Genomic DNA, 11,020 nt, shown 5'->3' with positions numbered 1-11,020 from the left:
CTTCTTTGGAGACTGCCCCGATGCAAAACACCCCTGATCATCAAGGCGCCTCTCCCGGCGCGATCCGCTCGGTGGTGGTGGCGGGCGGCGGTACGGCGGGCTGGATGGCGGCCACCTATCTGGCCGCGCGGCTGGAGGGTCGGGGCATAACGATCACTGTTCTTGAATCGCACGAAATCGGCACAATCGGCGTTGGCGAGGCAACCGTTCCGGCCATCCGCGATTTCTTCAGAATGATCGGTCTGCATGACTTCGATGTGCTGCGCGCCACGGGCGGCACGCCCAAACTGGGCATAGACTTTGCCGGATGGGGCGGCGAAGACACGCGCTTTTTTCACCCTTTCGGGCTTTACGGCCTTTCCTCGCGCGGGGTGCCCTTTCATCAATATTGGCTCAAGCTGGCCCATGGCGGACTCGTGCGCGATCTGGGCGATTACAGCCTCTGCACGGAAATGGCCTGTAATGGCGCCTTCATGCTGCCGGTGGACAATCCGGTCAATGATCTGGCCGTGTTCGACTGGGCCGTCCATTTCGACGCCTCGCGCTTTGCCGCCATGTTGCGCGATCTGGGGCAGCAGCGCGGGGTGCGGCTGATCGACGATGTGATCACGCGCGCCGTCAGGGATGGCGAAACGGGCCATATCACATCGCTCGAAACGCGCGGCGGGCTCTCCATCGCGGGCGATCTGTTCATCGACTGCACCGGCTTTCGCGCGCTCCTGCTGGGCGAGGCTATGGGCAGTGCATGGGTGGACTGGACCGACATGCTGCCCTGCGACCGGGCCGTGGCCATGCCCTGCGCGGCCTCGGGCGGCTTTGACCAGCCCTATACAACCAGCACCGCGCGCAAGGCGGGCTGGCAATGGCGGATACCGCTGCAACATCGCGTGGGCAACGGCTATGTCTATTCCTCGGCCCATATCAGCGACGATGAGGCAGCGGCCACCTTACGCGCCCATCTGGAAGGCGAGGCTTTGGCCGAACCCAATCTCATCCGCTTTGGCGCCGGGCACAGGCGGGAATTCTGGCGGGGCAATTGCATTGGCGTCGGGCTGGCCGCAGGTTTTCTCGAACCGCTTGAATCCACCTCGATCACCCTCATCCAGACCGCACTGGAAAAACTGGTCGATCTGTTTCCAAACTGCGCCTGCGATCCGGCGCTGGCGGATGAATTCAACCGCGCCACCACGCTGGAATATGAACGCATCCGCGATTTTCTCATCCTGCATTATCACGCCAATGGCCGTCATGGCGAAGCGCTGTGGGATCACATGCGCGCCGCGCCGCCGCCCGAAAAGCTGGCCCATAAATTGTCGCTGTGGCGCGCGCGGGGCAAACTGGTGCGCTATGAATGGGAAGCCTTTTTCGATCCAAGCTGGCTGAGCATGTATGCCGGTTTCGGCATCATGCCCGCCGCGCATGATCCCATGGCCGATCATTTCACCGATCAGCAGGTGGTCGAGGCGCTCGACCATATGCGCGAGGCGATCAGGGCGGCTGCCGCCCATGCCCGCCCCGCCCGCGATTTTCTGGCCCGGCTTGCCCCACAGGCGAGCCGCGCCGCCGCGCCCGTCGGCGTGGGCTGAACCCATTTATCCCCTTGGAGAACACCTATGACACTTCGCATTGCCGGCATTGAACTGGGCGGCACGAAATGCGTCGCAACTCTCGGCGATGGCGAAGGGCATGTGCTGGAACAGACCACCGTGCCCACCACCCAGCCCGACATCACATTGCCCGCGCTCTCGGCCATTCTGGCCGATTGGGCCGCAAAGGCGCCGTTTGACGCGCTGGGGATCGGCTCTTTCGGCCCGGTGGGCCTGACGCCCGGCACGCCCGATTTCGGCCATATCACCGCCACGGCCAAGCCGGGCTGGCGCGACACCGATGTGCTTCATACGCTTTGCGCGCCTTATGCCGTGCCCTGCCATTTCGACACGGATGTGAACGCCGCGGCTCTTGCCGAACAGCGCTGGGGCGCGGCAAAGGGGCTGCGGGATTTCGCCTATGTCACCGTGGGCACCGGGGTCGGGGTCGGGCTGATCGTGAACGGCCATGCCACGCGCGGGCTGGGCCATTGCGAGATGGGCCATATCCGCGTGCCCCGTCTCGCCGGCGATACATGGCCGGGCCATTGCCCCTATCACGGCGATTGCGTCGAAGGTCTGGCCGCAGGCCCGGCGATCAAGGCGCGGCTGGGGCAGGAGTACGTCCATGACATCCCCGCAGATCATCCCTTATGGGACAGCGTGACCCATGCTCTGGCGCAGATGTGCCACACGATGCTGATGGCCACCGGCCCGCGCCGCATCCTGATCGGCGGCGGCGTCGCCAATGGCCAGCCCCATCTGCGCGCGATGATCGAGCGCCATGTGCGCGAGAGCGTGGCGGGCTATATTCCCCTGCCAGAGGAAACCTTCATTCTGGCCCCCGGCCTTGGCGATCAGGCCGGGCCTTTGGGTGCCATCGCGCTTGGGCTGAACGCATGGGAGGAACAGGCGCGCTGATGGCTCAGTCCTCGGTCGGCCCCTTCCACAAGGCTGTCGCCTTGGGCAGCAGGAAATGGCTGAACGGCAGGACGGCGGCGCCGACCGAAGGCGCCTCCTCGGCCAGTCGGGCCTTCATCACCGGGGCCAGCACAGGGACATGGTGGCGATGGCTTTCCAGCCTTGTGTTGAGCGCCTGCACCAGATCCTCGATCCAGCCGCCGGGCAGGCGCCCGCCGATGATGACTGCGGCCGGATTGATCAGGCAACTGACCGCCACCAGCGGTTCGACCAACTGATCGCTGGCCAGGTCGATCCAGCGGCGGCGCACCCGCTGCAGAGCAGCCCCATCGCCGCGCAGATCGGCAGGCGCCAATCCTTCCCCGGCCATCAGCCGATAGACGCCCGATAGTGAAACCAGATTCTGGATCTGCTCGCCCGTCCCACGCGCCAGCAGGAAGCCGATCTCGCCGCTGCGCCCCTGCGCCCCGCGAATGTAATTGCCGTCGATAACCAGCCCTCCGCCAAGGCCTGAGGAGAGCAGCAGATAGAAAAAGCTGGCCGCCTTGAGCCCGTGGCCGAGTTGTTGTTCGCCCATGGCCGCCGCCGCCGCGTCATTTTCCACAAAGACCGGCAGGCCAAAGGGTTCGGACAGCAGGGCGGCGATATCCGTGTTTTCCCAGAGCGCGAAATCGTCGGGCCGTCCGGGCAGGTCGATCAGCCCGAAATCATCGGGCATCGCCACCCCGACCCCGACCAGCAGCGCCGGATCAATCCCCGCCTGCGCCACCAGTTCGGCGGCGGACACGCGATAATGATCGCGCACGTCCTCGGGCCGGGGGAAAGCGATGTCGCGCGTGGCCTGCGCCATCACCTCGCCCGCGAAATCGACCAGCACGATGGTGATATGATCGCGGTCGATATTGACGCCCAGCGAATAGCAGGCCGCCTTGTTGACCACCAGCTTGGTGGCCGGTTGGCCGCGCCCGCCCCGGATCTGTCCTGCCTCCTCGATCAGCCCTTCGGCGGCAAGCCGCTTGGTGATATTGGCGATGGAGGGCGCGGTAAGCCCGGTGATCCGCGCCAGATCCACCCGCGTGATCGGCCCGTTGACGCGGATCGCATGCAGCGTCACGCGCTGATTATGGTCGGCGGCGCGTTCCAGATTGGTGCCCGAAAGGCGGATCGGACTATGCGTCATCAGGCAGGCCATCCGTTTGAAAAGACAAGAACGTGCCGAGCCATCATCAAAAAGTCCTTTCAAGGCGGCACGATCGCCGTGCTACCGCGCCCCATATCCGTCATTTTGGCTTTGCCACAGGCAAAGACCAGCCACAAAACATTAATTCAAACATTTTTCTTTATGACAGACCCATCGCGTTGGGCGTGCAGCACGGCCCGTGCCGAGCAATAACGATCGCCCTCACCCTATCCGGCAAGGCGCCGCGCCAGATCGTCGAGCGAAACGCCGCGCGTTTCGGGAAACCAGCGCCAGACCACCACAAGCTGCACCGCCATGGCCAGCGCAAAACCCGCAAAGGGCAGCGCCGGGCCATGCGCGGCCAGCACCGGAAAGGCAAAACTGATCGCGCCGTTGAGGACCCAATGCGTGCTGCTGCCCAGCGCCTGACCACGCGCGCGAACGGCGGTGGGGAAAAGTTCGGACAGATAGACCCAGATCACCGCCCCCTGCGACACGGCGAAAAAGCCGATAAACATCACCAGCAGTGGCAACAGCCATTCCCGCCCCTGACCAAGGGCAAAGATCGCCGTCACCCCGACCAAAGCCGCAAACGTGCCCAACGCGCCTGCCAGCAAGAGCGGGCGGCGCCCCAGCCGGTCGATCATTGCCATGCCCGCCAGCGTGGCCAGCAGATTGGCCAGCCCGACCGCCACTGCCTGCGTGTCGGCGGAAAGGCCGGAAAAACCGGCGGCGGCGAATATGTCATTGAGGTAATAGAGAATCGCATTGATCCCCGAGAGCTGGTTGAAAGCACCGATGGCCAGCGCCAACAGGATGGGCTTGCGATGCAGACGCCATGACAGGCGCTCCCCCGCCGCCGCCGGGGCGGCCGGTTGCAGCGCCAGCCCCAGCCGATCCGCCGCCGCCCGCGCATCGCGCCCGCGCGCCTGCAACCAGCGCGGACTGTCGGGCAACCATGGCGCCAACAGCGCAAATCCCAGCGCCGGCACACAGGCCAGCCCCAGTTTCACCCGCCATTCCATCGCCCCAAGCCCGGCCCGCGCCACCAGCGCATTCGAAAGATAGGCGAGCAAAATTCCTGAAACGATGGCGCCTTGAAACATGCCCACCCGCCGCCCGCGCTCGGCAGGGGCGCTGATTTCGGAAATATAGACCGGCGCCACAACCGAGGACGCGCCGATCGCCAGCCCCCCCAGCAGCCGGAACATGCAAAAGCTCAACAACCCGTTGGCCAGCGCCGTCCCCAGAGCCGAGACGACATAGAGCCATCCGACCCAAAGCAGCAGTCTGCGGCTCCCCAGGGCGTCCCCTGCCCGCCCCGCAAGCCCCGCGCCCGCCAAAGTGCCCCACAATGCCGCCGAAACCGCCAGTCCCAGATCCTGCGGGCCGAGATCAAAGGTTTTTTGCAACGCCTGGGTGACGCCGGATATGACCGCTGTATCAATACCAAAGAGCAGCCCGGCCATGCTGGCCAGCACCGCGCATCGGGCGGCCATCGGAGGCTTTGCAAGGGGGAAGGCGGAAACAGGCATAAGGCAGGCATCCTTTTATTATTTCAATTTGCATTAATAAATAAATTCGCTACGCTTGCAAGCATGATGCCCATCGGAACAGATGGCGGTCGGATCACCGCGCCCGGCGCGGGGACATGGGAGAGTTCTATGGTTTTGCGTAAATTCGGCCGGGATATGGCCGGCAGCGTCGCTCTTTGCGCGATTGTCTCGTGCCTGCCCGCGCTGGCCCAGCCCGCCTTGGCTGATATGACCGCATCAGCGCAGGCGCTTGGCCCCTATAATGCGGCCTTCCTGCAAGGCGGCATCGGGATTGACCGCGATTTGCCGACCTCGGATCTGCTGACCGGCCAATCGGGCATGACGATATCGACCTGGGTCAAGCCCACAGAAATAGCGCAAGGTCCGGTCGGTCTGATCACACTGGGCGATGTGGCAGGGCCGAACCGAAGCCTGATGCTGATCGACGGACGCCCTGCGCTGCAATCGGGCGACGCGCCGCACCGTCTGATCGCCGCCAACCCGCTTGCCAAAGGCCAATGGTTTCATGTTGCCGCCACATTGAGCGCCGATGGTGCCCGGCTCTATGTCGATGGCCAGATGGTGGCTTCGGGACCGCTGCCGGTAGGGCCGGTTGCCGGGCAGATCCATGTCGCCCCGGTGCAGGATGGCCAGACCCATTTCAACGGCTCGCTCGTTGCCGCACAGGTCGCGCCCGGAGCAGCCTCCGCCAAAACCATCGCCGCCAGCGCGGCCGCCCGCCCCTCCTTTGAACTCGTCCCCATGTGGCAGGTGGGCGTGGGCTGGGAATTCCAGAAAACGGCCAACACCGGCTATTGGCGCCCGCAGGACGCGTGGACGCTCCCCGTGGCCAAGGGGGAGACCACCGCGCCGGTGGCCAAGCCCGTCACGCCCCGCCCCGCGATGGAGCCTGTTGCCCCCGACCGCTGGCGACTGAATGGCTGGCAACTGGCCGCCGCGCCCGAAGTGGCGCAGGATGGCGCGGCGCTCTCGCGGCCCGGCAGCCCCGCAGGCCCTTGGCGCGCGGCAACCGTGCCGGGCACGGTGCTGACCACGCTGATCGATCGCGGGGTCTATCCCGATCCCTATTTCGGCCTCAACAATCTGAAGATCCCCGAAAGTCTTGCGCGGCAGGACTATTGGTATCGCACCAGCTTCACCCTGCCCGCCTCGGCTGCCGGGAAACGTCTGGCGCTGGTCCTCAACGGCGTGAATTACGCCAGCGAGACCTATATCAACGGCGCCCGAGCGGGCAGCACCAAGGGCGCCTTCACACGTGGGCGCTTTGCCTTCAACGCGGTGGCGGGCGAAAATGTCGTGGCCATCCGCGTATCGCCGCCCCCGCATCCCGGCACACCGCATGAACAGTCGATCAGCGCGGGCGTGGGCGAAAACGGAGGGCAGCTGGCCATCGACGGGCCTACCTTCATCGCCACCGAGGGCTGGGACTGGATCCCCGGCATCCGCGACCGCGACACCGGCCTGTGGCAGGATGTGGAAATTCAGGCGACCGGCCCGGTGCGTCTGGGCGATCCGCAGGTCATTACCGATCTGCCGCTGCCGCGCACGGATTCCGCCGATATCTCCATCGCCGTGCCGGTCATCAATGACGGCGCCCTGCCGCGCCGCGTCACTATCACGGCCAGCTTCGACGACGTTCGCGTCAGGCGCGAGATCACCGCCCCGCCCGGCGAGAGCGAGGCGCGTTTCTCGCCCTCCGAATTTGCCGCGCTGCATGTCCAGAACCCGCGCCTGTGGTGGCCCAACGGCTATGGCGATCCGGCGCTCCACACGCTGCGCATCGAGGCCGCCGTGGAGGGGCAGAAAACCGACATCAGCACTACCCGCTTTGGCATACGCGAGGTCTCCTATGACCTTTCGCTGATGGACAGGGCGGGCCATCTGCGCCGCGTCAATGTGCAACCCACCGATGGTCGGCAGGCAGGCGTCAAGCTGATCGACGTGCGCCACGAGGCGATCAAGCAAAGCCCCAAGGGCTGGGTCGAATCGCTGACGGCGGCGGGGGAGACATCCCCGGCGGTGCGCGATCTGGGGGCGGAGGATACAATGCCCGAACCGCATCTGACCATCCGCGTCAATGGCGTGAAGATCGCCGCGCGGGGCGGAAGCTGGGGCATGGACGATGCTCTGAAACGCCATGACCGCGCCCGGCTGGAGCCTTATTTCCGCCTGCACAAGGATGCCCATCTCAATATCATCCGTAACTGGATGGGCAATAACACCGAGGACGAGTTCTACGATCTGGCCGACGAATATGGCATGATGGTGCTCAACGATTTCTGGCAATCGACCCAGAATTTTCAGGTCGAACCGCAGGATCCCGCCCTGTTCCTGGCCAATGCCGAGGATACGGTGAAGCGCTATCGCAATCACCCTTCGATCGTGGTCTGGTTCGGGCGCAACGAGGGCGTGCCCTATCCGGCGCTCAATGAAGGCCTCGATGATCTGCTCTTCCGCCTCGACGGCACGCGCTGGTTCACGGGCAGCTCGAACACGGTCAACCTGCAAGGATCGGGCCCGTATAATTACCGCCAGCCCGAAGCCTATTTCACCAATCTGGCCACCGGCTTTTCGGTGGAAACCGGCACGCCTTCGCTGGCCACGCGTGAGGCGATCAACGCTTATGTGCCCAAAGCCGACCAATGGCCGCTCAGCGACACGCTGGCCTATCACGACTGGCATTTTTCGGGCAATGGCGACACCAAGACCTTCATGGCCAGCCTGAACACCCGCTTCGGCCCGGCCACCAGCTTTGCCGATTTCGAGCGCAAGGCCCAGATGATGAACCTTGAAGGCCACAAAGCCATGTTCGAGGGCTTTCTGGGCCATCTCTGGACGAAAAATTCGGGCCGCCTGCTGTGGATGACCCACCCGGCCTGGACCTCGAACGCATGGCAGATCTACAGTTCGGATTATGACACTCACGCGGCCTATTACGGCATCGCCAAAGCCTCCGAACCGGTACATATTCAATTGAACCTGCCCGGCAATGAGGTGGTGGTCGTCAACACCACCCGCGACGCCGCGCCCGGCCTTGTCGCCACCAGCCGTGTCCTGGGGCTGGACGGCAAGACATTGTTCACCCGCACCGACAGGCTCGATGCCTCGGCCAATGCCGATACGATGCTGGCCCCGCTGCCGCTGGACAAGGTGTTGGCCGATCATCCGATGGTGCTGGTGACGCAGAGCCTGAATGATGCGGCGGGCCGCCTCGTCTCGTCCAATTTCTACTGGCGCGGGCGGGATGAGGCCAGCTATCGCGCGCTCGATGCCATGCCCAGGGTGGCCCTGCGCGCGAAACTGGCCGCCCCCGTCAACATTGGCGGCGAACAGGAATTGCGCGTCACCATCACCAATCCCGCCGCAACGCCCGTCCTTGCCGCGAAACTCACCCTGCTCGACGCCAAGGGGGAACGCATCCTGCCCGCCTATTACAGCGACAATTACGTCTCGCTGATCGGCGGCCAGAGCCAGACGATCACGATCCGCTATCCCGCGCGCAAAGGCCCCACGCCGCATGTCGCGCTGCGCGGATGGAATGTGGTCGAAGCCGAGGCGCGCCTGCGATGAGATGGTGCGCTCTTGTGCTGGCGGCGCTGCTGGGCGCGGGGGCGGCAAAGGCCGCCCCGCCCATGGTGGCCATTACCGGCGGCGTGGTTCAGGGCACCACCAACGCCCATGGTACGCAGATTTTCCGCGCGATTCCCTATGCGGCGGCGGCGCTTGGCGCGATGCGCTGGCGTCCGCCCGGCCCCGTCCAACCGTGGAAAGGATTGCGCGATGGCGCGAAACCCGGCCCCTCCTGCCTGCAAAATGACTATGGCTGGAACCACGCCGATTATGTCCGCGCCTCCGAGGACTGCCTGACGCTGGACATCGCCACTCCCGCGCTGACCGGCAAACGCCCGGTCATGGTCTGGATCCACGGCGGCAGCAACCGCGCGGGATCGGCGGGCGATACGGTGCTCTCGCCTCTGGCGCGGCGCGGGGTTGTGCTGGTGGCGATCCAGTACCGGCTGGGGATCTTCGGCAATCTGCCCCATCGCGCGCTGGCCGCCGAGCAGGGCGGGCATACGGGCAATTACGGGCTGATGGACCAGATCGCCGCGCTGCGCTGGGTTCAGGCCAATATTGCCCGCTTTGGCGGCGATCCGGCCAATGTCACAATCTTTGGCGAATCCGCCGGGGCGCAGGATGTCGGCCTGCTGCTGGCCGCGCCGGATGCGCGGGGGCTGTTCGCCCGCGCCATCCTGCAAAGCGGCACGCCCTCCTTCGGCCTGTCCTGGCGCCCGCTGAACCAGGCGCTGCGGCTGGGCGATCAGTTGGACGCCGTTCTGGGCACCGACGGCAGCGCGGAACCCTTGCGCGCCGCCTCGGCCCATGCGCTGCTGGAGGCGGACAGGGCCCTGCACGATCCCGCGCTCGAAAGCGATGATTTCCTCTGGCTGCGCACGACCATCGATGGCGCGGTGCTGGCCGATACGCCCTCCGCCCTGCTGGCCCATGCGCCGCCACGGCCCGTCATTATCGGATCAAACCGCGCCGAATTCGGCCTGCCCGGTGGTCGGCCCCATCGCGATGCAGGGGTCGACGCCGCCTTTGGCCCGCAAGCCGAAAAGGCCCGCGCCTTTTACCGCCTCGACCAAGGCGATCCCCCCGCCGATCCGCGTCGGGGCGACCGCGACCTGAGCATCGCCACCGATATCCTGTTTCGCTGCCCCGCCGGGCAATGGGCCGAACTGCTCGCCCGCGCGGGTGGCGCGGTCTGGCGCTATGAGTTCGATCTGGCCGCCCAAGGTGCTCGCTCCTTCCATGGCTCGGACCTGCCCTATGTGCTGGGCGATGAACGCTCCGGTTCGTTCTCGCTGGCCGATTACTGGCTGAGTTTTGCCGGGCGCGGCGATCCCAATGACGACGCCCGTCCGCCATGGCCCGCCTATGCCGCAAACAAAGAGCATGTCCTGTTCACCGCATCGGGCGTGTCCGTTCAAACGCAAGAATCCTCCCCCTGCCAATGGATGATCCAGCCATGATCCCCACCCATCGCCGCGCCCTGCTTAAAGGTTTGGGCGCGCTTGCCCCGCTTGGCCTTGCCGCCCCGGCATGGGCGCAATCCGGCCCCGCCCCGGTCGAAAGCCCCGAGGCTGCCCGCGCCCACACCGACTTTGCCTGGCTCGCCCGCTATGGCGAGGACAACCGCCGTCTGCTGGCCGAGGGACCACCCACCCGCATCGTCTTTATGGGCGACAGCATCACACAGGGCTGGCGCGACAGGAACCCCGAATTTTTTCCCGCCGGGCGCGTCAACCGCGGCATAGGCGGCCAGACCACGCCGCAAATGCTGCTGCGCATGATGCAGGATGTGATCGCGCTGCGCCCGCGCGCGGTGCATATCATGGCGGGCACCAATGACATCGCGGGCAACACCGGTCCGATGACGGCCCAGATGACCCGCGACAATCTGGACGCGATGGCCACGCTGGCGCATGCCCATCATATCGGCGTGTTGATCGCCTCGATCCCGCCTGCGGCCAATTTCCCGTGGCGGCCCGGTCTGGAGACAAAAGGTCCGATTGCCGCGCATAATCTCTGGCTGCGCGATTATGCCCGCAGGCACGGCCATGTCTGGGTCGATTACCATCCTGTGCTGGCCGGCCCCGATGGCGGGATGCGTGAAGGGCTGGCCGTGGACGGCGTCCATCCCACCATTGCCGGTTATGCCGCGATGAACGGCGTGCTGCTGCCCATTCTTACCGCGCTGGATCTGGCATAAGCCG

At 65.3% G+C, this 11,020-nt stretch carries 8 protein-coding genes; 6 read left to right on the top strand and 2 right to left on the bottom strand.

What is annotated here, in order from left to right; genetic code table 11:
• Positions 1-20: 20 nt before the first annotated feature.
• Both PQ457_RS17720 and PQ457_RS17715 read left to right on the top strand, forming a co-directional pair.
• The gene (locus PQ457_RS17720) at positions 21-1,586 is read left to right on the top strand and encodes a tryptophan halogenase family protein (RefSeq protein WP_273620173.1); all 1,566 of its coding nucleotides are present in this window, start codon (positions 21-23) and stop codon (positions 1,584-1,586) included.
• Positions 1,587-1,613: 27 nt separating this feature from the next.
• Positions 1,614-2,507, top strand: coding sequence for an ROK family protein (locus tag PQ457_RS17715; RefSeq protein ID WP_273620172.1), 894 nt, complete (start codon positions 1,614-1,616; stop codon positions 2,505-2,507).
• Between the two features lie 4 nt (positions 2,508-2,511).
• Here PQ457_RS17715 and PQ457_RS17710 read toward each other — a convergent pair whose 3' ends face one another.
• Positions 2,512-3,687, bottom strand: coding sequence for an ROK family transcriptional regulator (locus PQ457_RS17710; RefSeq protein WP_273620171.1), 1,176 nt, complete (start codon positions 3,685-3,687; stop codon positions 2,512-2,514).
• On the opposite strand from PQ457_RS17710, the gene PQ457_RS17705 reads away from it, so the two are divergent.
• On the top strand, positions 3,679-3,900 hold the full coding sequence (locus PQ457_RS17705; RefSeq protein WP_273620170.1) for a hypothetical protein: 222 nt from the start codon (positions 3,679-3,681) through the stop codon (positions 3,898-3,900). The genes PQ457_RS17710 and PQ457_RS17705 overlap by 9 nt on opposite strands.
• 14 nt (positions 3,901-3,914) lie before the next feature.
• Here PQ457_RS17705 and PQ457_RS17700 read toward each other — a convergent pair whose 3' ends face one another.
• Positions 3,915-5,186 carry a sugar porter family MFS transporter gene (locus PQ457_RS17700; RefSeq protein ID WP_273620169.1) on the bottom strand — a complete coding sequence of 424 codons (1,272 nt, stop codon included), beginning with the start codon at positions 5,184-5,186 and terminating at the stop codon, positions 3,915-3,917.
• Positions 5,187-5,351: 165 nt separating this feature from the next.
• Here PQ457_RS17700 and PQ457_RS17695 point away from each other — a divergent pair, with 165 nt between their 5' ends.
• From PQ457_RS17695 to PQ457_RS17685, 3 genes are read left to right on the top strand one after another with little or no spacing between them, the layout of a single operon-like run.
• Positions 5,352-8,813 carry a glycosyl hydrolase 2 galactose-binding domain-containing protein gene (locus tag PQ457_RS17695; RefSeq protein WP_420541011.1) on the top strand — a complete coding sequence of 1,154 codons (3,462 nt, stop codon included), beginning with the start codon at positions 5,352-5,354 and terminating at the stop codon, positions 8,811-8,813.
• On the top strand, positions 8,810-10,276 hold the full coding sequence (locus PQ457_RS17690; protein ID WP_273620167.1) for a carboxylesterase/lipase family protein: 1,467 nt from the start codon (positions 8,810-8,812) through the stop codon (positions 10,274-10,276). The genes PQ457_RS17695 and PQ457_RS17690 overlap by 4 nt, the downstream gene beginning before the upstream one ends.
• The gene (locus PQ457_RS17685) at positions 10,273-11,016 is read left to right on the top strand and encodes a GDSL-type esterase/lipase family protein (protein ID WP_273620166.1); all 744 of its coding nucleotides are present in this window, start codon (positions 10,273-10,275) and stop codon (positions 11,014-11,016) included. The genes PQ457_RS17690 and PQ457_RS17685 overlap by 4 nt, the downstream gene beginning before the upstream one ends.
• The last annotated feature ends 4 nt before the right edge of the window (positions 11,017-11,020 follow it).

This window comes from Novosphingobium humi (assembly GCF_028607105.1).
GTDB classification, from domain to species: Bacteria; Pseudomonadota; Alphaproteobacteria; order Sphingomonadales; family Sphingomonadaceae; genus Novosphingobium; species Novosphingobium humi.
Note: the sequence above shows the minus strand (reverse complement) of the source record. Positions and strands in the feature narration are given on the sequence as shown.

Bases quoted from the DNA above. Each gene is read 5' to 3' on its own strand.
- PQ457_RS17710 (WP_273620171.1), bottom strand. From the start codon at position 3,687: ATGACGCATAGTCCGATCCGCCTTTCGGGCACCAATCTGGAACGCGCC.
- PQ457_RS17715 (WP_273620172.1), top strand. From the start codon at position 1,614: ATGACACTTCGCATTGCCGGCATTGAACTGGGCGGCACGAAATGCGTC.
- PQ457_RS17700 (WP_273620169.1), bottom strand. From the start codon at position 5,186: ATGGCCGCCCGATGCGCGGTGCTGGCCAGCATGGCCGGGCTGCTCTTT.
- PQ457_RS17720 (WP_273620173.1), top strand. From the start codon at position 21: ATGCAAAACACCCCTGATCATCAAGGCGCCTCTCCCGGCGCGATCCGC.
- PQ457_RS17690 (WP_273620167.1), top strand. From the start codon at position 8,810: ATGAGATGGTGCGCTCTTGTGCTGGCGGCGCTGCTGGGCGCGGGGGCG.
- PQ457_RS17705 (WP_273620170.1), top strand. From the start codon at position 3,679: ATGCGTCATCAGGCAGGCCATCCGTTTGAAAAGACAAGAACGTGCCGA.
- PQ457_RS17695 (WP_420541011.1), top strand. From the start codon at position 5,352: ATGGTTTTGCGTAAATTCGGCCGGGATATGGCCGGCAGCGTCGCTCTT.
- PQ457_RS17685 (WP_273620166.1), top strand. From the start codon at position 10,273: ATGATCCCCACCCATCGCCGCGCCCTGCTTAAAGGTTTGGGCGCGCTT.